This window comes from Providencia sp. PROV208 (assembly GCF_028479465.1).
GTDB classification, from domain to species: Bacteria; Pseudomonadota; Gammaproteobacteria; order Enterobacterales; family Enterobacteriaceae; genus Providencia; species Providencia alcalifaciens.
In genome coordinates, this window is sequence record NZ_JAMPNS010000001.1 from 276533 (window position 1) to 302181 (window position 25649).

A 25649-nucleotide genomic window follows, 5' to 3' on the forward strand; every position below is an offset into this window, starting at 1 on the left:
TCTAGATTCCTTTAGACGTTATTAACGTGGGAGCATTGGCTTTTATTTCTTGCCAGCGCTTTTCATTCCAATTGGAGGTTGTACGACGGTAATATTCAGGATTATGAGCAGAAACTTTTAATACAGCTTGAACATCATGATGTAACCAAAAAGCACATTGTTGCTCGATGCCTTGCTGTACAAAAATATTTATATCTTTATTTATAACCAAACCACAATTGGATGCGATCAATAGCAACTCATCAATGTGTCGGCTAAGTCTAATTTTTTCGTCTAAGTTTTTTGTAATAGGTAATTGTTCTAACACTTGGTTAATTAAACCAATCCTATTAATTTGTTCTAACGGTAAATTAATAGGATCATTTTTGATATAAGGTGCTTTTTCTTGAAAACTTAACGTATACCATTGTTTATCAATAAAAAATGTCCAAGATGGAATTGCTTGCGTTTTTAAGTAAGTTTGCAACTGCCAAGGGGTCAGCATCCAAGATAATTGAATTAAAACTCTGGGATCGTAGTAGCGAAAAAGATAGTTTTGTTGTTTTTCATCATTAATTAAAAGAAGGCTAGCTAGCTCATTGCGCAATGATTCTGCTGATAAAGGGCTGCTGAGTAATAAGTTGATGTTAGGTGTTGAAAGCCCTTGAGATTGTTTTGTTATTTTAGTGATGAACTTTTGCCAATCTGGCGTGGGTAATTCATGCAGTGATATTAGTGCTGGGTATAAATGTGATTGGGGGGCCAAGTGTGCTGAGACAATATCTAATGAGGGATAGTCATCAAGTAATGAACGAGCAAATGCTTTATCAATTAATGCAAATTGGTGCTCACCGAAATTTTTATGTTGGGGTAGATAGTGTGTCATACAGTATCCTTAGCGTAGAGGTACAATACCTGAACCCTGTTGAGCAGCTTCTGAAGCCATGGATTCACAAGCAGTAAATTGTGGGTACGGCATATTCAACGTTGCAGCATCCATATATTGAAGATTTGAACTTTTTACATTGAAGTCTCCACTCGTTCCGTGCTCTATCTGTGAACCTTCAATGGTGATATACGAGCTACCAGATTGCAGTGTAATTTTTTTCTTTGCACTGATGATAATTTCATCGTTAGTACTCGTAATATTCAGCCCTTTTTGTGCAATGATGTCGACTTCACCTGTTTGAGCTTGTATTTCTACCTTACCTGCCGCACTAACCAGTTTCATGCCTAGTTCATGCGCAAATAAAACAACTTTTTTCTTAGCAAATAAGACAAGGCGCTTGAGTGATGATATTTCTGTATTACCCGCAGCGGTATAAATTTGATTGCCGTTACTACTGTATTGAATATGTTTAGGGGTTGAGGTTGCAATACCGCCTGGAGCACCGATGAGTACGACTGGTTCTTGCAGTTGCTCAATGTTTTGTTGTAAAAATTGTTCTTGTGTTTGATTATCGAGTGATTCGATATCCGCTTGTTCTAATATTGATGATAGAGATTCCGCCATTGATAATGCATCAGAAAGTTGACGTTTGATTTCATCTATATTGAGTTGTTGCTCGTTCGCTTTTTCTTGCTCATGAGTACTTATTAACAACCCTTTACCCGCACGAATCGCGCCCCAGCTGTCAGTACGTAACTCAAAACCATCACCGCGTTGTTCGCGCTCGGCGTTGACTAAATGCCCCAGGTTTAACTGGGTTTTTCCGCCATACTCGGTGCTGAGCTTAATATGCTCTTGCCCGCGTTTATCCTCCATGCGCAGTTTGTTATTCGCAGGCGTGCGGATCACATTGCGGGTGTTATTTTTATCCGTCACGTGGTCGGGGTGGCGGGAATCATGCAGTGCGTGGGCGATGTAAGGTCGGTCTGGGTCACCCTCATGGAAGGCGATAGCGACTTCAGTCCCTTGAATCAGCGGGAAGTGCATCCCATAAGTATCGCCGGCGTAAGGTTTTGCCAAACGCACGGGCATACTTTCATAGCCCTTGGTTTTTTCATCACGATCCGCATCGAATTTGACCCAATAAAAGCCGTGTTCATTTTGGTGGGCATAAATATCGTGGTCTTTTGCGCTGGTGACGCGTGCCATTAATGTTCCTGCAATGACAGGGCGTGGTTTTAGAGCCGGGCGCCAGCACAGTGATTCAGTGTAAGGTACGGCGTCAAAGCGGACGGTTAGCGCTTTATCTCGGCTGGCGGTAAAGCGTAGGCGAGTAATTAGAATTGGCGATTTGAATACGCTGGGTAACGTCGAACTGAGCGGGTTATCTTGAATGCTTAATACTAATAATGGCGTCAGGTCCGCTGCGCTACTTTCTCCGCGGAGTAAAGTTTGTCGAGCTAAAAAGCGTTCGTGGTCGAGTCTTGCCCAAAAGTTTGCGGTTTCAGTTTCAGGGCGAATTTTATCCCCGCGGGTCAGGTGGCGACCTTTATAGTGATAAACATCGCCGTAGTTGATTTTTTCGCCGTCACCGCGCGTCATATCCGCGACAGCGGAAATCAACGTATCTTCCGCCAGTCGGTGGTTATAGTCTTTGGCAAAAACAGTGCTTTCAACCACTTGATGACGTAAAGATAATCCCCAAACACTGTCAACATGGTTATCGCTCAGCCCAGACGGGCTATTGAGTGGCAGCGTTTTGTCATACACATAGCCTCGTTGGCTGTCTGTAAAGTGGAGTACCTCGGTTTGGGTATCATCTTGTAAACCAAAGCGATAAAAAATACCCACTTCACTGAGTAAACGCTCAATAAATTGGCGGTCACTTTCGTTAATTTGGTTGATTTGTTCGCGCTTTGGGTACTCTTTGTCGAGATGAAATTCGAACTCCCAGCCTTTGAAATTATGTTCACGCAGAATTTGTTCAACCACATCAGGGATGGATTGGTTGATAAAGAAACGGTGGCTGCGAATTTGATGGCGGAGTAGCGCAAAAAAAGGCTCGATAACTAGCTGGTAGCGAGCTTCATCCGCAGAGCCAGAGAGACGACGGAAATCCGTCACTACGCCATGAACGCGCTTGGCAACGCTCGGCTGAGTGGCAAGCCCCATTAAGTTACTTATCGGCGCACAAAAGGTCAGGCTGGCATTACGGCGTAATAATTGTTGAGCAGAAAGATCTTGGGCGGAACAGGTAAACGTAATTTGGTAGCGATAGGTATCGCTAGCTGCCTCACGCCCGGTAAAATGTTCAACGTCCAGTAAATCTGAGCAGCCTTGCACTTCTAAGCGATAGCGGTTTTGACCTTGAAGGAGATTTTTGGCTGTATCGAGTAGGCTCATGGATTTATCTCCTCAATATCACTGAAACTCAGGGTGATCCCGTCTTCTTCGCTATACCCCAACGCCAGGCTTTGCGCTTGCTGGTGGTTAGCTTGGCGCATCAGTAGTTGCTGGCTCAGTACCGGTAAAATCTGCTGGTTCAGCAGGCTGTCTATATTGCGGGCACCAGTGTCGGGTAATAAACAGGCGCTCACAAGGGTGTCATACAGCGCTTCTTCTATAATGCCTTCAAGCTTGTAGTGTGTGTAAAGACGCTTAATGACGCTACCCAGTTTCATTTCAACAATTTGGCGCAGAGCGACAGGACCTAATGGGCGATAAATTAGGGTTTGGAAACGTGCGAGTAAGGCTGGTTGGAAGTGTTCGCGCAAGGTTGGACGCAGCAGTTCTTGCAGCTCGCCGTCGGTAGACTCAGGGAACTCCTCGAGTTGCTGCATAAGCAAGTCACTGCCCAAGTTTGCCGTCATTAAGATCACGGTATTGCGAAAATCAATCTCACGACCTTCGCCATCGCGCATAAATCCACGGTCGAAAACTTGATAAAACAGGTTGAGCACATCGCGGTGGGCTTTTTCCACTTCATCGAGTAACACGACGCTGTATGGGCGCTTGCGAACGGCTTCCGTCAAAATCCCGCCTTGACCATACCCCACATAACCTGGAGGGGAGCCTTTTAATTGGCTGACGGTGTGGGCTTCTTGATATTCGGACATGTTGATGGTGATTAAGGATTTTTCGCCACCAAACAGGACATCAGCCAAGGCGAGAGCGGTTTCAGTTTTACCGATTCCGCTTGGTCCCACTAATAAAAATACCCCTTGAGGACCGTTTTCTGACGCCAGACCTGTACGTGCAGCACGTAACCGTTGTCCAAGTCCCAGTAATGGGCTTTCTTGACCGACTACGCGTTTACCTAGCGAGTCTTCTAACTCCAGTAGTTCGGTTTGTTCATCTTTTAATAGACTGGATAATGGCACACCGGTCCAGTCGGCGATGACAGTAGCCACGGTTCTGACATCCACATCGGGGGTGATCAGCGGCTCATTTTGTTGAACGAGTTCTAACTGTGATTGGATATTGCTGACATCTTGGGATTGACGTCGCTGTTCTAAGAGCTCGCTGATAAGGTTTTTTTCTTGCTCAAAACGCTGTTCCAGTTCCGCCATTTGCAGGGCTAATTGCGCATCTTGAGTGACTAATTCGCTCAGCAGGGATTGGTTGGTGGTGTTGCCAATCGCCAAGTCATCAAGAATCGCTTGCTGTTCAAGTTCTAATGCATTGCGCTTGGCTTTTAAACGAGTCAGTTCTTCAGGGAGCGTATCGAGGCTCATGCGAATTCGGGCGCTGGCCGTATCGAGCAAATCCACAGCTTTATCGGGGAGCTGACGACCGGTTAAGTAACGGCGAGATAAGGTGACGGCGGCTTTGACCGCATCATCGGTAATGTGAACGCCATGATATTTTGCGTAGCGCGGTTTTAGTCCACGTAGCATCAAGCAGGCTTTTTCATCGTCCGGTTCATCCACTTTGACCACTTGGAAGCGGCGCTCTAAGGCGGCATCACGCTCGAAATATTGCTTATATTCAGACCAAGTGGTTGCGGCAATCGTGCGTAATTCACCACGGGCAAGGGCGGGTTTGAGTAAGTTAGCGGCATCCGCGCCACCTGCTTGGTTGCCTGCGCCGATGATGGTATGGGCTTCATCGATAAATAATAGAATAGGGGTTGGAGATTGTTGTACGGCTTCAATCACGTTTTTTAAGCGCTGCTCAAATTCGCCTTTGACGCCAGCCCCCGCTTGTAGTAGCCCCAAATCTAAGGTTCTTAATGATGTGGTTTGCAGACTGACAGGAACGTTACCTTCAACGATACGCAGGGCTAAGCCTTCCACTAACGCCGTTTTCCCGACACCCGGTTCACCCACGAGAATGGGGTTATTTTTACGGCGACGAGACAGAATATCTACCATTTGACGGATTTCGTCATCACGTCCAAAGACGGGGTCAATCGCACCTTCGCGCGCTTTTTCGGTCACATCCACCGTAAATTTATTCAGCACGGTCAATAAGGCATCATTCAGTGTGTTACCGATGACATTCTGTGCAGGGGTTTCGCTAGAGGATTGAGCCTCAAGCGGCGCTTCCGCCGGTAAAGATTGATTATGCGCCGCAAGTTGCTGAACTTCAGGGCGCTCATCGGATTGCGCATCAAGCATCGGTCTTAAGCGTTGTAATTGCGTGAGGCTTAAGGTCATTAATGGCCAAAGGGCATCGTTCGGAACTAAAGAGGGCTGCTTCACCATCGCGGCAAGAATATGCACACTGCGGATATGCTCGATATCTTCATCCAATGAGGCTATCACCCATGCGTGTTGAATTAAGTTTAGGAGTGATTTTGATAGCGAAGGGCGGCTATGGATAGAGCGGGGCAGGTTATCGATTTCTGTTAACAGACTTTGCCATAGTGCAGAAATATCCCATTCATAGCGACGCGCTAACACAGTGATATCACTCTCTCCTAGCTCAAGTAGCTTGAGTAACCAATGTTCGATGGTGACTTCAGCATGGGCGCGTGTTTGGCACAAGGAAGCTGCTGCCTCTAGTGCATTAGCACAGAAAGGGTTTAGGCGACGCAATAACATAACTGAAGAATTTTCCATGTTCTCTCCCTAGATAATCTGGTGGATATCAATGTGTTTAGGCACGCTACCGCCCCTAACCGTTAACCGAGGTTCATAAGGTGATATTCGCGATGGGAATGCGCAGTTGAAAGCGCGTATAGCTTGTTTAATGGCAAAATGTGTTGTGTGTGAGTGAGATTGCGCAAGAGACGCAAGAAAAAAAGCAGACGCCGAAACGCCTGCTTATCTTAATTAAGCGGTAGCACGCTCATTCCAAGAATCGGAATGGATAATGTTGCCGTCTTTATATGTCCAAGTGATTTTTTCATAGCGCAGCTCAATCTCTTCGAGATGGTTGTGCTTCTCTTTACCTGGATCTTTGATGTCGTGCATTTTTGGAGCCACTTTCACGACTTTGACGTTTTCAAGTTTGGTGTTGAAATATTCGACTTCTTGTCCTGCGTCATCAATGCGATACCATTTGAATTCCGCTTCTTTCAAGGTTTGACCCGTGGTCACAGCCTTGTAAAGATAAGGGCTTGAAGCATCAATTTCTTTAACGAAAATGAATGGCGTATGGATACGAGTACCTGTTAATTTACCGGTATTGTTATCCGTTGGGATGTACAGGTTATGGTCTTGAGCAACCACTTCGATGCTGCCTTCACGGTCTTGTACGTCGACAGAACCTTTAATTTCAGCACCGCCATCATCTTTCAGCCATAAATAAACTGGAATAGCCATAACTACTTCTCCTTTTGTGTGGAATGTGTACCACCATCCATCGATGGTACGGTGTTGACGTCTGAGACCTGACAAGCTTCAGCTTGAGGTATCAAACGAATTTCTACGCGCCGATTTCGAGTGCGTCCGTCAGCGGTGTGGTTGTCGGCAACGGGGTTATTTTGCCCGTATCCCTGCACTGCAAAGCAGGTTGGCGAGATATCACTGGTTTGGATCATCCAATCACGGACAGACTCTGCGCGTTTTAAAGACAGTGTTTGATTTAATTCAGGATTTCCGGTGTTATCGGTATAACCAGAAACCATAATTAACCAGCCGGGTTTGGCTTTAATGTTGAGCAAGGCATCGACTAATACTTTGGTCGCGCCCGTTTTGAGTGTGTATTGACCTACGTCGAATAGCGATAAGCTGTCTAGCGTGACCATCTGAGGGGCTGCGGGAGTAAGTGCAGGAACCTCAGGTGCGACGTCAGGTTGCGGTGGTGCCCAGCTACCGAGCAGCGTGTGCAAGTAAGGTAAAATTCTGTTTCCCTGATATAACGCTAAGGAATGAGACGTTGGAATGCCTTCTCGTTCCCAGCGCGCCAGCTCAGAAGCATCAGTTTGCAATTGCTGGTATGCCGTCAGTTTTGGCGTAAGCGGGGTATCAGAGAGATGCAAGAAGCGGGTGACATCTTCACCAATATGACGAATTAGTTGCTGATTATGGTGGTAGCTTCCGACCAATGCGCCCATCAGGAATACACCAAAAATGAGACCAATAGCGCCGAAGAGTTTTTCGGTACGGCTTAAGCTAATATCATGACGTAAACGACGTAACATCACATCCGGCAATGGCAGCAAGTCGGCTGTTTGTATGGATGGGAGTGATGGCAATGTGGTTTTTTCTTGGATAAATTGCTGCCATAAGTTGTTGGGGTGGCTTGTGATATCTATCCATTGAATGGCCCATGCTGAAGGGATTTGCTTTGGCGCTCCCGCTTGAGGCATTGTGAATTGAGGCACTAAAACTTGGTTTAGCCAGCTTTGTAAGGTATCTAGCCACAGAGAAAATTGCAGGCTCTGTTCTGACTGTCCAATCTGTGCTGGCAGCCAAGCAGAATAGGGCGCTGACATGGAGCCTTCTTGCTCTACCTGAAATTCAGTTTGGTGGCTGAGTAACGTCATCCAAGGGGTATGTTCATCATCAACATGCATAGCAGTATCAGCATGATGAGGTTTAGAAAGGTATACCGTTACCCAAAATGGCAATTTAGCACCGATTTTTTGACGGCCTTCCCCAATAGCTCGACGCCAATTGAGTAGTGCTTGTGTCAGGGTTTCTTGCTGGGTAAGTTGCTCGGGCAAGACAACGTAAAGTAAGGATAAGTGCCCAGATAGCGAAGGGGCATATTCCACCAATGCGGCAATCAGTTTAACGAGATCCGTGGGCGCGGATACACGAATATACCAACCTTGATTTGTTTCTCGGTGTAATTGGTCATTGAGAAACAGTGCGTGGGATTGACCACAAACCAGAATAACAGGACCTTGATAGTTATCGGCAGGCAATGCGCCCGTATAATCATGCTCAGTGGAAAGCGTTTGTCGGCGCTGTTTATATTGCCAAAATAGCATCCCACCAGTGAGCGTCAACACTAAGACCGATACAAAGATAGTGACAGTCTGCCCTAGAGACCAAAATCCCCAGAGGAGCCACAGAAAAAGACCTGTAGCAAAAAGTGTCAGACACTGTTTGATTGGATTTTGCATGCCTATCCTTGAGTCATCCACTGTTGTAGTAAGTGTTCTAATGATGCGCTGAAGCCCCACCACATTGCTGCCAATAGAAGAACGCCACCAATCCAACCAAACCAGTAAAGTCGACGGCGGCTAAAACGCAATTTAGGTTTTACGACAAGAGGTAAGTCTGACGAGATCAGATAATCAGGAAGTTGAACATTGAGCTGAGCCACAATGCGTTCACGTTCAGGCGCGTCTTTCTGGCGAAACTTTCCGACAAACCCGAGAGTGAGAACGCGGTGGAAACAGAGTAAAACATCAGGATTCGGAGCGGTTTCATTTAAAATACTGCGTAGGCGATCCCAAAGTTTATCTCCCGCTTCTAATGTATTGAAGTAGCGGGCTTGCAGAGGTGACTGTATCCATGTGTTATATCCATCATCTTGATGCTGGCGATTCATGACGCTTTCATCAATTAACGCACATTGGGCATATTGCATGTGTTCAATGGCGGCTTCTGGATAGCCATGCTCAAGGAGTTTTTGGCGTGTTTCATCGATCAACTGGCAAACGCGGCGGTAAAAACTCTCACCATGGGTGATGGCTGTACCTTGATGAAGTTGACAAACCATCAGCCAAGTTTGAGCAAAAATCATGTCAATCGTGTGGTGTGACGTTGTATTGTTCATGAGCGAAGTACCGCAAACAGCTCTAATTGAATATCACCTAATGTACTCGGGACGTAAAAGGCACATTGCCCTGAAGAGAGCATGGCTTGACCCGCAGGTGTTTCAATATCTAGCGCAAAATATTGATTTTCTAAGCGAAGTGGGACTGCGGTTGGAACATGGCTGAGCGGTTTCAATGGAATACCATTGAGTGCCACATTGACCACATCGGCAACATCATCACTACTGCCCGCTTTACATAGAAGAGGAAATTGAGCAATCAGCAAGTGTGCTGGCAAAGATGAGCGAACGGAGAGATAGAAATCCGCTTCTTCACGTAAACGACCATCATGAAGCTGACCTTTCCAGAAAGGACCCTCTTTGGCTAATTCAATACTGATAACACGTGAAGGTAAGCTGGCTTCAAGCAACGTATTTAGTAAAGCAAAGAGTGGTGGGAAAACCTGCTCAGGGAGCTCATGTTTGTAGAGCGGAATATCTTCCAGTTTACTTTCTAAAGAGAAGGTTAATAAGCTCCCTGCTAAACGAGCAAGTTCCCGATAGAGTAATTCAGGATGACGATGCAATGCTTGACTGAGCTCGTTTAATACAGGCTCCGCGCTATTAAGTGAGTTTAATAGCCAAAATAATGAAACATCAGCAACCACAAAATCGGCCATTTTTTCATTACTTTCGCGGCGTAGAGCCATTAGTCGACGGCGTTTAGCGACTAAACGATGCATGAATTCAGATAGTAAAGAGCGTAATTCCAGACTTCCTTGACAGGCGAGCAAAGGGGGAATAAAACGGCTATCGAATTCCCATGCACCTTGCGCATTGCGGATCAGTCGCGCAACCGGGCATGTCATAAATGCTTCGTTCTCATCGTGGGCAAAACGTAGCGTTGCCGCATGGCGTAATACCGCAATATCCGTTTGCTCATGCCCGAGTAAGTCTTGCACTTTGACCCACTCTTGGCTAAATCGACGTGGACGATCGGTTCCCGTTTCAGGAACCAAGTTGCCGCCGTTGGCTAACATGAGAGGTAGTGCTAAAACGATGTCTAATGACTGGCGATCTGCGTAGTCATTAAGGGATAGCACCGGAGGAAGCGCATCAGCCAGCGTCGTGTCAATAAGTGTGCCGTCGTGAAAGCGCACAATCATTTTTTGTGCGCTGACTCGAGAGAGAGTTAAAGCACTGGCATCAAACTCAGTGCTAATCACACCCCACGTTGAGGCAATGCCCATTTGAGCAACGACTTCAGCAACATGACTATCCCAACGGGCTTGTTGTTGAAATTGTTGGGGGGCCAAAAAGGCCCCGTCTGTCCATAGGGGACGGTAGATTTTCATCCTGAATGACCTTTACTAACCGTTAGGCTTTGGCTTTAGGCATTTGTGAAACTAACGATAAATCCACATCCATACCTTCGACTTGGAAGTGTGGAACGGCATACAGTTTCACACGGAAGAAGCCAGGGTTATCTTCGATATCTTCAACAACCACTTTTGCATCGCGAAGTGGGTGAGAGGCTTGTAAATCATCACCTGGATCGGTCATTTCAGTCACTAAGCCACGAACCCAGTTGTTGAGTTCTAATTCAAGTAAGCGTCTGTCTTTGGTGGTACCAATGTTTTCGCGTTGAATCAGTTTCAAGTAATGGGCGATGCGAGACAGCAAGAAAATGTAAGGCAAACGGGCGTTGATACGGCTGTTAGCCGTTGCATCTGCTGTGTCATATAACGCAGGCTTTTGTGCTGAGTTAGCGGAGAAGAAACAGGAATAATCGCGGTTTTTGTAGTAAGACAGTGGGATAAAACCAAGATTGGCGAATTCAAATTCACGTGTTTCTGGGATCATGACTTCAGATGGGATTTTCACCTGACTGCCAGTCCCTAAATCGAATAAATGGATTGGTAAATCCTTGACGGCACCACCTGCTTGAGGTCCGCGAATTTGGACACACCAGCCATTGTTGATAAAGCTTTTTACCATGTTGGCAGCAAAGGCAAATGTGGCATTCGTCCACAGGTATTTTTCGTGATCTGGACCTTTCACTTCTTCAACGTAATTGAAGCTACGAACAGGGATTGTATCTGGACCGTATGGCAGACGACCAAGCACACGAGGCATGGTTAAGCCAATATAACGCGCATCATCAGAGTCACGGAAAGATTTCCACTTAATGTACTCAGCGCGGTCAAAATAGTTACCAATATCTTTGATTGCCGCGACTTCTTCCATGGTTTCTTTGCCGAAGAATTTAGGTCCCACGGAGCCAATAAATGGCATATGAGCTGATGCAGAGACTTTAGAGATACTGCGTAATAAGGCGATATCTTGTGGGCTACGGTCAAATTCATAGTTAGAGATCATCGCTGCAATAGGTTCACCGCCTGGGGTGTCATATTCCGCAATGTAGGTATGATGGTAAAGACCACTTTGGATGATTTCAGGACTATCTTCGAAATCTTGTCGCAAATCATCTTTGGCGATATCAAGTAACTCAATTTTGACGTTTTGACGAAAATCGGTGCGATCAACGAGGAATTTTAAACCACGCCAAGTGGATTCGACTTTTTGGAAGTCTTGATGGTGCATCACTTCGTCAAGTTGTTGGCTGATTTGCTTATCAAGTTCAGCAATATGATGATCAAGCAGGTTGCGGTCTAAGCGCTCGACTTTTTGACCGGATGATTTTAAGCGGTCTAAAAAGACTTGAACAGCGACGGTGACACGCTCATCAGCTGTTGCATCCGCTAGCGCAGCGTTATCTTGAAACGCATTAATATCACTGATTGATGCGACTGGCGTTAAATTGATTTTTTCAAATAATGAAGCATAAACACCGTGATTAGAGGTGTCGTCAAGTACAGTGGTTGCACCTTGGGTTGATTCAGTTTTTACAGACATCAGCATAATCCTTTAGTAATCCAAATTAATCTTTCTTCGGTGCCAGTTGAGCTAGCTCTTCGCGAAGTTCATCACTGAGTTCTGGATCCTTAAGGATGTTTTCCAATTCACGGCGGAACGTTGCGTTATCGAGGAGATTAGATTTCAGGTCGCGCAGCAGATTACGCATCGCTAACATTGCGCGCAGTTGTGGGATTTGGCGGGCGACTTGCTCAGGTTCAAAATCCTTCATATTTTTGAAAGAGAGATTGACACTTTCTTCGCTTCCATCGCCAGCAAGGGTATTTTTTACGGTTAAGTTGATTGTCGGTGTGAATTCACTGAGGACGCTATCAAAGTTATTTTTATTGATATTCACTTTTTCACGTTCAGATAATGCGCGGTTGTCTTGTCCATTACTGTAATCACCAACGGCTAGTAACTTAAGTGGCAACTCCACTTTTTTTTGTGCACCACCCGTGTGCAAGTCTAATTTGATATTAACCCGTGCCTTAGGCACTTCATTTTGGAAGCTATCTGACATTTTAGGGGTCCTTTAGTGGTATTACTCGCTTTAAATTCGAATTATTGGTAAATGAAAAATATTGTTTTTTGATAATTTGGCTTAAATCAGATCGCTATTTTATATACCTTATTGGTAATAGATCAAGGATTCTAATGGATGTTTTTTGTTTCTGTATTTTTGGGTAGGTGTTTTTACTTGTTTTTTTCTATTGAAATAATAAAAAAACATTCAAAATCAATGATGTTAAATATTTCCATCGTTGTGGGTGGTAGGGGGACATGAATATTTGGTAGGTGAAAACAAGGATGATTATTAAGAAAAATGGAATATATTAATATTTCTACACATATAGAGAGTGGTGTGGGTGGGTAATATAGATGAAATGCTGCTTATGGAGTTATTTCTATTTTTTAATATAAACTGTTAATTAAAGCTAAAAATAAAGTGTAAAAAAGTGTGTATTGAATATAAATACGCTCAGAGTTTAATTTAAGCATAATGGATAATTATCCTAAATTAATATTGTTTCTTGAAATTTATTTCGTAAAAATTTAAAAATTATATTTTCAGTTCTAGGTATTGTATAAAATTCAGATAATTTTCTTTTGAATCAAAAGCGCGTTTGGGGAAAATTAAGGCGCTGGTTCTATCAATAAATAGATAATGAGCATCACCATTTTGTTTTATAAATCGCATCGAATTCCAATTAAAGTGCACTACCCCATAAACGCTTTTTATGTGTAATCCATTTTCATCAGCCATAAATGTTTTCTCACAGAAAGTTGCACTATCTGTGTCAGGAGTTGCGTTGCTCAATTTCTTAAAAAGACGGACTGCAAAGATCGCGTAAAGCAATATAGCCATTAGGAGAGAGACAGCAAACTGCTCGGGGTTAAAGTTAATATTCCACTGTTGAAGTAGAGTGAATGCACCTGCCATGAGGATAAAAAAAACCAGATAAAGCAGAATGTAGGTGATTAGGTTGCGGCTTGCAGGGAAGAAGTAATTATTTTTGTAGCAATAGCGGCTATAAGCCATAAATTCTTGACGAGTGAGTTCAATGGTGACAGAGAGAGGCATGATGTATCTCAGCAAAAGATGAAAGAGTGGCAGTTATTATTTCGTTAAAAACACAATTTAGCTATCAGAGAATGGTTAAATAACATGAGGTTGATAGAACAAAAAACCAACCATAATAGGTTGGTTTCTGTGAGGATTTGGTCGGCACGAGAGGATTTGAACCTCCGACCCCGGACACCCCATGACCGTGCGCTACCAAGCTGCGCTACGTGCCGATATATTTGATGCATTCCTGTTACTGTAAGGAAAAATGCCAAAAATATACTACCTAAAACAGAGATGAAATCAAGAGGCACACTTGATGACTGATTGAAATTTAAACACTAATTTTCATTGAAGCGTTTAAGTTCAGTAAATATTTTTAGCAGTTCAGCAAGATCTGGCTTGTCATCTGTTTGTTCACGACCTTGAAGATCATAGATATTAAATTGTCCGTTATGATCCATATACATGGTTGCATTGTTGGTGGTAATCACCACATCGCTTTTATCGCCAGTGATAATCCATGGGTAGGTTCGTTGAGCACTAAATAAGTCTTCACCTTGGCTGTAATCATCAGGCTGATTATTGACATGCAGTACACGTTGCATGATGGTGGTCATCACGTCTTGATGACTGGTTAGTTTATCAATTTGTTGTGCTGGCGTATTTGGCCAGTAGATAAATAACGGCACCTGCATGTTATCGCGGTTAAAGTGTTTTTTATTGATCCAATCAGTATCTTGAGCACCCTGACTATTGTAGTTAGCCGTGATAACGACAATGGTATTGTTAAGCTTATTTTGGCTCTTCAGCGTTTCAATCACTTGGTTAATTTGGTTGTCTGTTTGGCGACTGCCTGGGCTTCCTTTGATATTCAAGAAAGAGAACCAAGGAGAACCGTGCTTCACATTATCCAGCCATAAATGCCATTGCTCTATAGTCTGCTTATCACTGTCTGCTGCTTTTGTCGGCAATGAATAATCAGACAAAATAGCTTGGCGGAAAAGTGGTGAACTAAATCCATCAGTTGAGAACAGACCAAATTGGTAACCTTGATGCTGCAACGCTTCGACCAGCACAGAAGGGTGGCGCCCATTAAGAATATTATCAATGTAACTGGATGAGATCCCGTAGAACAACCCAAATAGGGCGGTATCATTACGCAACCCAGATGTATAGTGATTGGTAAACTGCGTGCTGATGTCTTTGAATTCTTTCAACGAACTCATTTGGCTTTGCTGAGATACATCACCTAAATCATCGACAACCAATAAGAGTAAATTATAACCGGTACCTTGGTCTTGGTAACTGAGGGGTTTCAATGGATATTGAAGTTTCAGTGCGGTTGGGCTGCCTTGCTGGAACACGCGATTTTGGTGCGCCGTGAGATCAAGCAAACCATATTTATCCAACAACTTACGAGCGGTTAGTGGCTGAGATAAAGGATAATTGTAACGTTGCATGGTGATTGGGCGATAAAAGTTTGCGTCTGCCCATGCATACATTAGGTGTGTCATCACGAAAGCCGCAATGAATACCGCTGCCAGTGGTCGACCAAAGGTTTGGCGGCTTAGGCTACGTAATTTTTGCCAACTCCATGTTGCAAATAGCATTTCAACAAGGAATATGATGGGAATACTGATAAACATCAATTGCCATTCACGCGTCATTTCTCCCTTCGCAGGGTTTATGACTAAATCCCATACTTGTGGCGTAAGGTGCAGACCGAATTGGCTAAAAACACGTATATCAAAGAGTAATAAGGTGAGACCCGCAGTCGCGAGTGCAACGCAAATGACCCTCAGCAATCGCTGAGACATGACAATAAAGGTCAGCGGAAAGATGATTAGCAAGTAGGTGGCAAAGACCACAAAGCTGAAATGACCTAACCAACTGACAAACGCATAAACGCGACCAGCTAGGGTATCTGGCCAGTCAAAAATAAACAGATAGCTGCTACTTAGCAAAAGGCAAAGTAGTATATTAAAAAGTGCAAACCAGTGCCCCCAACCAATCATGTTGGAGACTTTATCACGGTAGCGCTGATGGGTGACCATGCTGTTTATTTATCAACCAAATTAGTGTGATTTATCTTCTTTTACAGAAGAAAGTAATGCATTGGCAAAGGATTCTGCAATCATTTTACGTTGCGCCGGAGGGACAGACGTATTGAGCAGATTGGTAACCATATTACCGAGTACCATTAATGATAAATCAACTGGAGTATGGTTTTTTTCTAACACACTAACAAGGTCAGACAGTAAACCTTCAACTTTTTCATCACTATAGCGAGATGATTGTGGCATAAATTGTGACATCCTAAATTAATGAAAGCTCCATATGATAGCCCATTGTGGGTGACTTTTCTTCTTTCTTTAAACAAATTTTCGTTTAATTGATAATAATGTTTATTTAGATCGCCGAAGTGGATAATAGTTCGCCATAAAAGTCACAAAAAAATGGCAAACGATAGTTTCAGTTGCAGACAAATACTAACAGTGTTTGAATACGCGACATTATTTCTGCTAGTGAAAGGAGCCAACAATGAGTCTGGAAATTACCCAGATAGCGTTACACCAGTTGATTAAACGAGATGAACAGACCCTAGAAGTCATGTTACGTGATTCGTTATTAGCGACAGACAATGTTGTGCAAGACATGATGGCAGAATTACATCGTGTATACAGTGCGAAAAGTAAGGCATTCGGTGAGTTTAATGAAGAAAGTGAGCTTGCCGAAGCATTGACATTACTTCGTAAAGGTGAAGAAGAGTTTTTAGGTTTTAGCCGTGCGATGACCGTTCGCTTGAAGGATGAGCTTGCAAAGTATCCTTTTGCAGAAGGGGGTATTGTCCTTTTTTGCCAATATCGCTATTTGGCGGTGGAATATCTTCTCATTGCGGTCCTGAATAGTTGCGATAGCATGTTTGTTACGGAATCTCTCGACTTAGGAACGACACATTACTTAGATATTCCTCATGCAGATATCGTGGCGCGCATTGATTTGACTGAGTGGGAAACTAATCCGGAATCTAAACGTTACCTGACTTTCCTGAAAGGGCGAGTAGGGCGCAAAGTTTCTGATTTCTTTATGGACTTTTTAGCAGCGTCTGAAGGTCTGAATGCGAAAGTGCAAAATAAAGGGTTGGTCCAAGCATTAGACGATTTTTGCGATAATGTACAAATGGATAAAAACACACGTCAGGCTTATCGTCAGCAAGTTCATAGCTATTGTAGTGAGCAATTACAATCAGGCGAGGAAATTGAACTAAAAGCGCTTTCAAAAGAGCTACCGATGGTAGAGGAGCAAAGTTTTGAAGATTTTACGCGCCAAAATGATTACCAACTGGAAGAGAGCTTCCCAGCAGATCGCGGGACGTTGAAACAATTAACGAAATTTTCAGGAAGTGGTGGTGGAATCACCATTAGTTTCGATGCGATGTTAATGGGGGAGCGTATTTTTTGGGATCCGGTGACGGACACATTAACTATCCGTGGTACTCCACCAAATTTACGTGACCAGTTGCAACGTCGTGGCAATAAATAGTGAACGCTAAATTTCAGTAAAAATCGTGTGTTAGAAATTTTACGTTAGATATAAATAACGCCGCAATTGCGGCGTTATTTACTCGGCGTCCCGAAAAAACTTTAAAGCTCGGCTATGGGCTTAATTAAGCGCGCAGGAAGTCAATGTGCGTCACTTTTGGCTTAAATGGGTGACGTTGAACAGCCTGAACTTTTACTTTAGTTTCTTTACCATCGATAACCAGAGTCAGAACTTCGTAAAATTCTGCTTTGCTTTCTTGGTTAATGATTTCATCGTGGTTCAGAGTTACAGAGATAGCTTCTTGGTTGCCACCGTAAACGATAGCTGGCAGTTGGTTAGCTCTGCGCAGGCGGCGGCTCGCACCCTTACCCTGCTCTTTACGTTCAATTGCATTAATAGTTAACATTACAATTTCTCTATAAAAGAAAAAATAAAAATCCTGCTACAGGCGACCCAGCAGCAGGTTCGAGATTTGGCCTCGTAACATCATTTCGCTATCGCGAGACATACAAAGGCGGGCAGCATTTTAACGAAAAAACGGTGGATGGGCAATCATTAAGATCATTATCTTTCTGATTGGGCATGGTTTATCCGCCAATAACCATTTATTTTTATATTAAGCTAAAGGGGCAGCAAGACGAAAGCGTCCCTGATAATCAAAGATTTTCTCTCTGATTTCCCAATAACTTTCTTTTTTACGAGCGACAATAAATTGCGGGTAACGTAATAACATTTTCTGCGAAATGATGTCATTGGCATTCTTCCAATGAAAAGGAACTCCGGGTGCGCGGTGGTGTTCTCGTAAGAATCGAAATTCAAAAGCGCGTTTTTGGGCTGCCGTGGTCAGCCGAAAACGTTCAGATACCGACGTACCATCTTCATCATAATAGGCTATTTTTATCCACTCGCCTTTTTGATCGGCACCTGAAGTGAGTTCCATTCCTCCACAGCGTAAAATTAATGCGTCTTTAAGGCGTAGGGCTGCCTTGAGCATATCATCAGGATCAGTAAGTACTTCTTGGCATTTATGGCATCGTCGTGCTGCAATGTCATTTTCCGCTCCGCAGTGGGGGCACTGTTTAAATCGAAATCTGAATTCACATTGCTGTTTATGCCCTTGTTCATTTTCTTCCCAGCCTTGGCAACGACGTCCATAATGCTCGATGATTTGCCCATCAGAGGTGCATTTTCCCCAAAAAATATTTGCAAATTGACATAGCGGACAGAAGACTTGGACAGGAACGCTGGTGGAATTGGGTTTGCTGCTGCCGACTTCTGGACGGAAAAGGTCATGGGGGTTACCCGCATAATCTAAAATTAGGCACTGTTTTTTCCCCTCGCTCAAACGCAAACCTCGTCCAACGATTTGTTGATATAAACTGACGGACTCTGTTGGGCGTAAGATTGCAATCAGATCAACATGGGGGGCATCGAAGCCAGTAGTGAGTACGGAAACGTTGACAAGATAATGTAATTGTTTGCTTTTAAATTGTTGAATAATCGCTTGTCGCTCAGAGGATGGCGTTTCTGCGGTGACTAATGCAGCCGTGTTTTTAGGTAAATAACTCAAAATTTCTTTGGCATGTTCTACCGTGGCAGCAAATATCATGCATCCTTGGAGTGGCGATGCGTATTCAATGATCTGATTAACGATTTTAGGCGTAATTCGCTGCTGTTTTTTCAGTGATAAATTCAGTTCTTGTTCGCTAAAAATCCCCGATTGATTGACTGAAATTTGGCTAAAGTCATACTGTAAAACAGGCATGTCTAACCGTTCAGGAGGAACCAGAAACTGGTGCTTAATCATGTAATGCAAGGGGAGTTCATAGATACAGTCTCGGAAGAAACAGTGTTCATCACCTTTCACCATTCCGTGGTAGTGATATTGGTAAATCCAGCCATGCCCTATGCGGTAAGGGGTGGCAGTTAAACCAAGAATGCGTAATGCCGCGTTATACTTCTGTAAATTTTGAATAATTTGATGATACTGACTTTTTTCGTTTAGGCTGATGCGATGACACTCATCGATAATCACGAGCGAAAATTTGTCATCAAAGTGATTCAGGTTACGAGCGACTGACTGAACACTCCCAAAAACGACTTTACTGTGCGACTCTTTACGATTTAATCCGGCTGCAAAAATGTCTGCCTCTAATCCATAAGTCAGATACTTAGCATGATTCTGTTCGACTAACTCTTTTACGTGCGCTAAAACGAGTACGCGTCCTCTTGCCAATCTTGCGAGTTCTGCGATAACTAAGCTTTTTCCCGCACCTGTAGGCAATACAATGACTGCCGGTTCAGTGTGGCGACGAAAGTGCGCAATGGTAGCGTCAACGGCTTCTTGTTGATAAGGACGCAGTGTAAATGTTGGTGAGGCAGCAGGCATATGGGTTAGTTTTTTCTAAAAAGTCAGATTATTAATGTTAAATTTAAGTTAATTCCGTGGCTAGGTCTAAATTTAAGAGTTACCTTTGCCGTGCTATCACTTGCAAGGGGTTATTGATATAATAAATTATGTGATAGTAATCACAGCAATCCATCTTTCTACCCATGACAGCGTGATCTATTGTACCTCTCGCTGACATTCCATCAAGTTAAGAGAATCTATGCGACTGGATAAATTTTTGTCCCAGCAACTAGGGATAAGCCGGAGTTTGGTGGCGCGTGAGCTGCGTGCCGGTAATGTCACGGTTGACGACGAAGTAGTGAAATCAGGTTCAATGCAAGTTGGTCTCGATAATGAAGTCGCCTATGACGGTAATGTATTAGTGCAAGTTACGGGACCGCGCTATTTTATGCTTAATAAACCGGAAGGTTATGTCTGTTCTACTGATGATCCAACGCATCCGACAATCCTCTATTTTATTGATGAACCTATAGCACAAAATTTACATGCAGCGGGTCGTTTAGATATTGATACGACTGGGTTAGTTCTCTTAACTGATGATGGTCAATGGTCTCATCGAATCACATCACCTAAACACCACTGTGAAAAAACGTATCGTGTTCAACTCAGTGAAGATATTGCTGATGATGTCACGATTCAATTTGAGCAAGGTGTCATGTTAAACGGTGAAAAATCACCAACAAAACCTGCTCAATTGGAGATTATTTCTCCGCGAGAAGTGTTGTTGACCATCAGTGAAGGGCGTTATCACCAAGTTAAACGCATGTTTGCGGCTGTTGGGAATCATGTGTGTGGTCTGCACCGTGAGAGAGTGGGGGAGATCCACTTAGATGAACAGTTAGAACCTGGGGAATACCGTCCACTGACTGAAGCAGAGATTAAGAGTATCACTGTCCCCCGAAAATGATGTCATAACAGGAGTAAATAAGTGCAACAACAGCGTTCATCCTATCTGGGGCTGATTTTAATTTTAGGTTTGCTATCAATGCTAATGCCATTAGCGATTGATATGTATTTACCGAGTTTCCCTGCAATGACAGGGTACTTCAATGTAGATGAAGGGCGCATTCAAATGACCCTAAACAGCTACATTTTTGGTTTTGCAATTGGTCAATTATTTTATGGTCCAATGGCGGATAGTTTAGGGCGCAAACCTGTCATTTTGGGGGGGGTGATTGTCTTCGCATTAGCCTCCGCGGCTTGTGCGGTTGCGGAATCTATCGATACCTTTATTTGGCTGCGCTTCCTACATGGATTTGCTGCTGCGGCTGCCAGTGTGGTGATCAATGCGTTAATGCGAGATATGTTTACGAAAGACGAGTTTTCCAGAAGCATGTCTTTCGTCGTGTTAGTCATGACGATTGCGCCTTTGATGGCACCTATCATGGGCGGCGAAATGATGCGTTGGTTCTCATGGCATGCCATCTTTTGGAGTATTGCTCTCGCTGCGGTGATCGCCGTGGTGCTGGTCAGCTTATTTATTCGCGAAACGTTGCCTGTTGAGAAACGCCAAAAATTTCATATTGGCACTACATTGCGCCAATTTGCGACTCTGTTTAGAGCGCGTCAAGTGTTGTTCTATATTTTGGCCAGTTCATTTTCGTTTTCCGGTATGTTCTCTTTCTTGAATGCGGGCTCATTTGTTTATATTGACCTTAACGGTGTATCGCCACAACATTTTGGTTATTATTTTGGCATTAATATTGTCTTCTTATTTATTATGACGACGATTAATGGCAAGTTTGTGAGGCAGTTCGGTGCCGAGCGGATGTTGTATTTTGGGATCATTGTTCAGTTCGTGATGGGAATTTGGTTATTAACGACGACAGCATTGAATATGGATTTCTGGACGCTAGTCATCGGGGTTGCGATTTATGTCAGTGGGATTGCAATGATCACATCAAATTCCATGGCGGTTATCCTAGATAACTATCCACATATAGCTGGAACTGTTTCCTCTTTAGCTGGGACTATTCGTTTCTCTATTGGGGCATTGGTCGGAACAGTATTGTCGATGATCCCTGCAAAAAATGCATGGCCGATGGTGGGGTCGATGGTGGGATGTGTTGCGCTTTCAATGTTATTTGTATTATTAGCGAAAAGAGCAAAATAACATCACATATTTTATATCAGTTTCAAGGATGAAACTGTTTAGCTAATTAGTTCCTCTCCTTTATTTATACCATTCTAATTTATACCTCGAATATATCATTCATAATACCTATAGACTAACCTGCAATAAAGTTCGTTAAAACCGATTTGTTTCTGAGTGAAACTAAGGTTCTTATCAAAAAATGATCCATATCAATTGTCTTAAGTGGAATGTTTGTTAAATTTCTGTTTTGTGAATTGGCTGGAATGATCCTGTTATTTATTCTTTATTGGCGAACGTGAGCTTAAAAAAACGGTAATTGTTAATTTATTTAAACAATGAAGTAAAAAATAAATGGGTTTATTGCGCTTTATTTTGAGTGTTCATCTCAAAATTTGTTTAAAAATTAACTTTTTTGTCAAAAAAATTCGTATGCAATGATGTGTGTCACAAAAATTTAACGACATGCTACTTTTTTAATGTTATATTTAAGTTCTTACTTTTAACAATCACGTTACTTTTTTGATGTGTTAAAAGTTCGGTTTGAACGAGGATTTCTTTAAGGCATATGTAGCTCTATTCACTCTCTAATGTAGAGAGAGATACAAGGAAGGGGACGGTGTCTCTTGGGGAGTTTCAGTATCTAAAAGAATCGATATTCATGGCGTGAAATGTAAATTGAACAGCAAACTCGCTAGTCGGTTTACTTGGCAAAATGATGACATGTTTTAATAGGAAATTTTTGTGGAAAAATTAGGTCTTTCGGTGGTGCACAGGCTACCGCAAAGCTACCGCTGGTTATCAGGAAAAGTAGGTACCGATGTTGAGGTAGTCCCTATGAATGATCTGAATAGCGATAAGCTGGTGGGGCTAAAATTACTCAGCCATGACTGTGCAACAGATTGTATTGCAATGAAGCAGCTGTCCGAGTCGCTATCAGAAATGCAAATCGACAATGCTATTTTGGAATGGCAAAAAGAGATGTGTTTATTTATTCGAGCAAGTGATGAATTAACGGCAATGTGTCGTTTGAAGGCATCCGGTGTTGCGATAGCAGAAATGGCATCTGGCTTTTATTGTGCGTAGTACCATTAATGCATAGCCGCGATGGTCTTTGAAGTTTGTGGTAAAACGTAAAGTTTGAAATAAAGAGAGTGAGTGTTATTGAGTTAGGTAACGTCTCGACTCTTTTGACGAACGTGCAGCAAACAAACATTCAATAAACAGTCATATCATTTTAAGGTCGGCATATTATTTGTGACCAATAAAAAAAGCTTCCAGTTTAGAGCCTGGAAGCTTTTTTTATTGGCAAGGTATCTATATAACTTACTGCATTAATGTTTCTGGATTTTATGAACCATTCACGACACGGCGACTTGCGTAATAACGCTTACTCCAATAATCGTTAGTCATTTCAGAAACAATAACGCCATTACTTGTAGAGGCGTGGACAAATTTATTGTCACCGATATAAATCCCTACATGTTTCATCGTGCGACCAGTTTTGAATAATACTAAGTCACCCGCTCTTAAATTATTACGTTTTACACTTTTACCTGAAGATTCTTGTTCAGAGGTAGTACGAGGTAGTTGAACGCCGAACTGTTCGAGGAAAGTACGTTGCACGAAGCTAGAACAATCAATACCACTTTTAGTGGTTCCACCTAAACGGTAGCTAACACCTTTCCAGCTTGCGTATTGGTCCATAATCTTGGATTTTGTATCAACACTTCTGACTAAATCTTCGAATTCATCTTGAGAAGCCATTGCAAGGGAGTCATTTGATGTTGCATTTAACATACGAGCATCAGAGGATCTTGCGGTAGTTTGACCATTTTTTGACGTTTTCGGTGCCGTACATGCTGAAAGTGTTACGGCAATTGCCACTGCCGGAACAATGCGCCAGATATAGCGCTTAAATTTTTCAGAAGTTAACATTAATAGAATATCCCTTGCCATTTATTTATTGCTGTGCGGAAACTACACAACACACTTAAACTGATCCCTGTGAAAAACGCATTATGCCGACTGAGTGTATTTTTCGCAGAAAGTGTTTATGTATCGAACAAAATATGCTCTAAATTAGCAGCTCGCATGTGCTCTAACACCTGTGATTATAAATAGATAATCAGAAGCTGCTAAAAATCGTACTTATTTTATATATTTGGCTGATAAATATTGATTCTTTAACCAAACATAAAGAATATACATAAACAAAGCTGAAATGGCGAGTTAATGGGGGCATAATTTACAAAACATTATATAAAACGAGAGATCCATCATTAACTTGCCTTCAGAATACGAATAATCCAGTGTTTTCACGCTTTTACTGAGACCGTTTGCATACAAAACATGATCATGGTCACATTTACTATCCAATATCTTTATAAAAACAGCAGTGATTTTTTAAATTTCAACATGGTTTGTAAAGAAGTTTAAATTTATATTGTTTGTCACGTGTATGTAAAAACAAATAGTGTGTATTTGAGTGGAATATGTTGAGAATTCCTCGAACTCTCTATTGTATATTTTTTACACATTGGTGCGTAATTGAATGTAATGAAATAACCGTACGTATTATAAATCAATTCATATTACTCTAAATATGCGTTAGTTGAATTACGTAGATTGGTTTGATATTAAAAAAATACACGAGAAATGAGTTTGAAAGGCTGACTTGATTCTTCAAGCCTAATGAATAAGATGAAATCTCATCAATAGGCATAATGGCTAAAATGAATAAAATAAGCGGCAATTTGTTATATAGATGAAATAAAATCCAAAGGAAGTTATTGGTTTTAAGTTAAATCTCAAGTGCTAATAGAAGAAAATATGTTTTGATTGATGAAAATAAAAAATAGCGACTATAAGTGAAATAACTATTTTTCCCCGCAAATTAAGCTCTCTGCCGAAATTTATTAAATAACTCATCAAATAGATGTAAATAAATTTTGATAATTGACGATATTTTAATTTTAAGCGGAGAAATTCTTGTGGATCACTCAGTGAAAAAAATAACATTAGCAGTGTTTTCTTTAATGGCATTAACATTCGGTATGCATGCTAAAGCCTCTACACATAGCGAAGCAAAACCCGTTGCATCAGGTACTATCCACTTTGTCGGCGCAATTGTCGCATCACCTTGCGTTATCACGAGTATTGAGCAGAATATTGATACAAAATGTTGGAATGATGATGGAAAAGTAAAAACAACATCAATGAAAATTAATAAATTGACTGAAAAAGGGACTGTGCTTCCAAATCACAAAGGAACTCAAACATTTAAATGGATTAATAAGGAAAATAAAATAGGGGTTTACACGGTTATCTATGATTAATAACTAAATTGTCATTTTTATATTAAATTTTGAATGTTAAATGGAATGCTTTTCTAGGATGAATTAGTGATGTTTATTTATAATGACGCCTATGGGCGAAGTGCCCATAGGTAATGTAAGCTTATTTTCAAGACAAGAAAATAGTGCAGGATAATTAATCGCAACGACCCATATAACGACGTTCTGGAATATGAATACGGATTTTTTCGCCTGTCGTTAAATATTCAGGAACTTGAACTGTTAATCCAGTCGGCATTGTTGCTGGTTTGGTTCGTGCGCTTGCAGAAGCCCCCTTAATCGCAGGAGTGGTTTCAACAATGACCATATCAACAGTTTGCGGTAACTCGAGAGCAAGAACTTGCCCATCCATTGTTAACACCTGCATTCCTGGTAAACCTTCTTCAGGAATAAATAACAATTCTTCTTCAATATCTGATTTTTTAAAGATGTAAGGCGTATAGTCTTCATTATCCATGAACACATATTCATCACCATCGATATAAGAAAAACTTACCGCACGACGTGTTAATGAGATAGTGTCTAAAATATCGTCGCCTTTAAAGCGTTCTTCAACTTTTTGGCCAGTTTTGACATCGGTAAAACGCATTTTGTAGAGTGTGCTTGCTCCACGAGCGCTTGGCGATTGGATATCAATGTCTTTAACCAGCAGTAATTTCCCATTGTAGTTTATTGCAAAACCACGTTTGATTTCGTTGGCCTTGGCCATAAATAACCTTCTTTGTTATTGTCAAAAA

At 42.3% G+C, this 25649-nt stretch carries 21 protein-coding genes and 1 tRNA gene; 5 read left to right on the forward strand and 17 right to left on the reverse strand.

Annotated elements, in window-relative coordinates; genetic code table 11:
* Position 1: 1 nt before the first annotated feature.
* The 13 genes from PR766_RS01240 to PR766_RS01300 all read right to left on the reverse strand — a co-directional run bounded on the left by PR766_RS01240 (position 2) and on the right by PR766_RS01300 (position 15814).
* Positions 2 to 865, reverse strand: a complete 864-nt coding sequence (locus tag PR766_RS01240) for a DUF4123 domain-containing protein (RefSeq protein WP_154636414.1) — start codon at positions 863 to 865, stop codon at positions 2 to 4.
* Positions 866 to 874: 9 nt separating this feature from the next.
* Positions 875 to 3271 carry a type VI secretion system Vgr family protein gene (locus tag PR766_RS01245; RefSeq protein ID WP_154636415.1) on the reverse strand — a complete coding sequence of 799 codons (2397 nt, stop codon included), beginning with the start codon at positions 3269 to 3271 and terminating at the stop codon, positions 875 to 877.
* Entirely contained in the window at positions 3268 to 5931 is a 2664-nt protein-coding gene (gene tssH, locus PR766_RS01250; protein ID WP_154636416.1) for a type VI secretion system ATPase TssH, read from the reverse strand. Before tssH ends, PR766_RS01245 begins: the two co-directional genes overlap by 4 nt.
* 213 nt (positions 5932 to 6144) lie before the next feature.
* Positions 6145 to 6636 (reverse strand): Hcp family type VI secretion system effector, encoded by a 492-nt coding sequence (locus PR766_RS01255; RefSeq protein ID WP_006660409.1) that lies wholly within the window; start codon positions 6634 to 6636, stop codon positions 6145 to 6147.
* A gap of 2 nt (positions 6637 to 6638) precedes the next feature.
* Positions 6639 to 8387 carry an OmpA family protein gene (locus PR766_RS01260; RefSeq protein WP_154636417.1) on the reverse strand — a complete coding sequence of 583 codons (1749 nt, stop codon included), beginning with the start codon at positions 8385 to 8387 and terminating at the stop codon, positions 6639 to 6641.
* 2 nt (positions 8388 to 8389) lie between these two features.
* Positions 8390 to 9046, reverse strand: a complete 657-nt coding sequence (gene tssL, locus PR766_RS01265) for a type VI secretion system protein TssL, short form (protein ID WP_036961253.1) — start codon at positions 9044 to 9046, stop codon at positions 8390 to 8392.
* The gene (gene tssK, locus PR766_RS01270; protein WP_036978937.1) at positions 9043 to 10380 is read right to left on the reverse strand and encodes a type VI secretion system baseplate subunit TssK; all 1338 of its coding nucleotides are present in this window, start codon (positions 10378 to 10380) and stop codon (positions 9043 to 9045) included. Before tssK ends, tssL begins: the two co-directional genes overlap by 4 nt.
* Before the next feature lie 22 nt (positions 10381 to 10402).
* On the reverse strand, positions 10403 to 11947 hold the full coding sequence (gene tssC / locus PR766_RS01275; RefSeq protein WP_006660413.1) for a type VI secretion system contractile sheath large subunit: 1545 nt from the start codon (positions 11945 to 11947) through the stop codon (positions 10403 to 10405).
* A gap of 19 nt (positions 11948 to 11966) precedes the next feature.
* Positions 11967 to 12464: a type VI secretion system contractile sheath small subunit gene (tssB, locus tag PR766_RS01280; RefSeq protein WP_006660414.1), complete on the reverse strand. Its 498-nt coding sequence runs from the start codon at positions 12462 to 12464 to the stop codon at positions 11967 to 11969.
* A 540-nt stretch (positions 12465 to 13004) separates the two neighbouring features.
* Positions 13005 to 13526, reverse strand: coding sequence for a YcxB family protein (locus tag PR766_RS01285; RefSeq protein ID WP_006660416.1), 522 nt, complete (start codon positions 13524 to 13526; stop codon positions 13005 to 13007).
* 138 nt (positions 13527 to 13664) lie between these two features.
* Positions 13665 to 13741: transfer RNA gene (locus tag PR766_RS01290), tRNA-Pro, on the reverse strand.
* A gap of 108 nt (positions 13742 to 13849) precedes the next feature.
* Positions 13850 to 15565, reverse strand: a complete 1716-nt coding sequence (yejM, locus tag PR766_RS01295) for an LPS biosynthesis-modulating metalloenzyme YejM (protein ID WP_036966059.1) — start codon at positions 15563 to 15565, stop codon at positions 13850 to 13852.
* A 21-nt stretch (positions 15566 to 15586) separates the two neighbouring features.
* The gene (locus PR766_RS01300; protein ID WP_006661415.1) at positions 15587 to 15814 is read right to left on the reverse strand and encodes a YejL family protein; all 228 of its coding nucleotides are present in this window, start codon (positions 15812 to 15814) and stop codon (positions 15587 to 15589) included.
* Positions 15815 to 16052: 238 nt separating this feature from the next.
* On the opposite strand from PR766_RS01300, the gene yejK reads away from it, so the two are divergent.
* Positions 16053 to 17054: a nucleoid-associated protein YejK gene (gene yejK / locus PR766_RS01305; RefSeq protein ID WP_154636418.1), complete on the forward strand. Its 1002-nt coding sequence runs from the start codon at positions 16053 to 16055 to the stop codon at positions 17052 to 17054.
* A gap of 124 nt (positions 17055 to 17178) precedes the next feature.
* On the opposite strand, the gene rplY is transcribed toward yejK, so the two are convergent.
* Positions 17179 to 17460 (reverse strand): 50S ribosomal protein L25, encoded by a 282-nt coding sequence (rplY, locus tag PR766_RS01310; protein ID WP_006660420.1) that lies wholly within the window; start codon positions 17458 to 17460, stop codon positions 17179 to 17181.
* A 210-nt stretch (positions 17461 to 17670) separates the two neighbouring features.
* A complete protein-coding gene (locus PR766_RS01315) occupies positions 17671 to 19443 on the reverse strand; it encodes a DEAD/DEAH box helicase (RefSeq protein ID WP_154636419.1) in 1773 nt (590 codons plus the stop codon).
* A gap of 220 nt (positions 19444 to 19663) precedes the next feature.
* Here PR766_RS01315 and rsuA point away from each other — a divergent pair, with 220 nt between their 5' ends.
* From rsuA to PR766_RS01330, 3 genes are all read left to right on the forward strand, one after another.
* Complete coding sequence (gene rsuA, locus PR766_RS01320; RefSeq protein WP_006660422.1) at positions 19664 to 20371, forward strand: 16S rRNA pseudouridine(516) synthase RsuA; 708 nt, start codon at positions 19664 to 19666, stop codon at positions 20369 to 20371.
* A 21-nt stretch (positions 20372 to 20392) separates the two neighbouring features.
* A complete protein-coding gene (locus PR766_RS01325; RefSeq protein WP_036961267.1) occupies positions 20393 to 21577 on the forward strand; it encodes a Bcr/CflA family multidrug efflux MFS transporter in 1185 nt (394 codons plus the stop codon).
* Positions 21578 to 22300: 723 nt separating this feature from the next.
* Entirely contained in the window at positions 22301 to 22642 is a 342-nt protein-coding gene (locus PR766_RS01330; protein WP_006660424.1) for a hypothetical protein, read from the forward strand.
* Positions 22643 to 22906: 264 nt separating this feature from the next.
* On the opposite strand, the gene mepS is transcribed toward PR766_RS01330, so the two are convergent.
* Complete coding sequence (mepS, locus tag PR766_RS01335; protein ID WP_006661418.1) at positions 22907 to 23494, reverse strand: bifunctional murein DD-endopeptidase/murein LD-carboxypeptidase; 588 nt, start codon at positions 23492 to 23494, stop codon at positions 22907 to 22909.
* A gap of 1067 nt (positions 23495 to 24561) precedes the next feature.
* On the opposite strand from mepS, the gene PR766_RS01340 reads away from it, so the two are divergent.
* Positions 24562 to 24894: a hypothetical protein gene (locus PR766_RS01340; RefSeq protein WP_226890312.1), complete on the forward strand. Its 333-nt coding sequence runs from the start codon at positions 24562 to 24564 to the stop codon at positions 24892 to 24894.
* A 154-nt stretch (positions 24895 to 25048) separates the two neighbouring features.
* Here PR766_RS01340 and yeiP read toward each other — a convergent pair whose 3' ends face one another.
* Positions 25049 to 25621 carry an elongation factor P-like protein YeiP gene (gene yeiP / locus PR766_RS01345; protein WP_006661420.1) on the reverse strand — a complete coding sequence of 191 codons (573 nt, stop codon included), beginning with the start codon at positions 25619 to 25621 and terminating at the stop codon, positions 25049 to 25051.
* Positions 25622 to 25649: the final 28 nt, after the last annotated feature.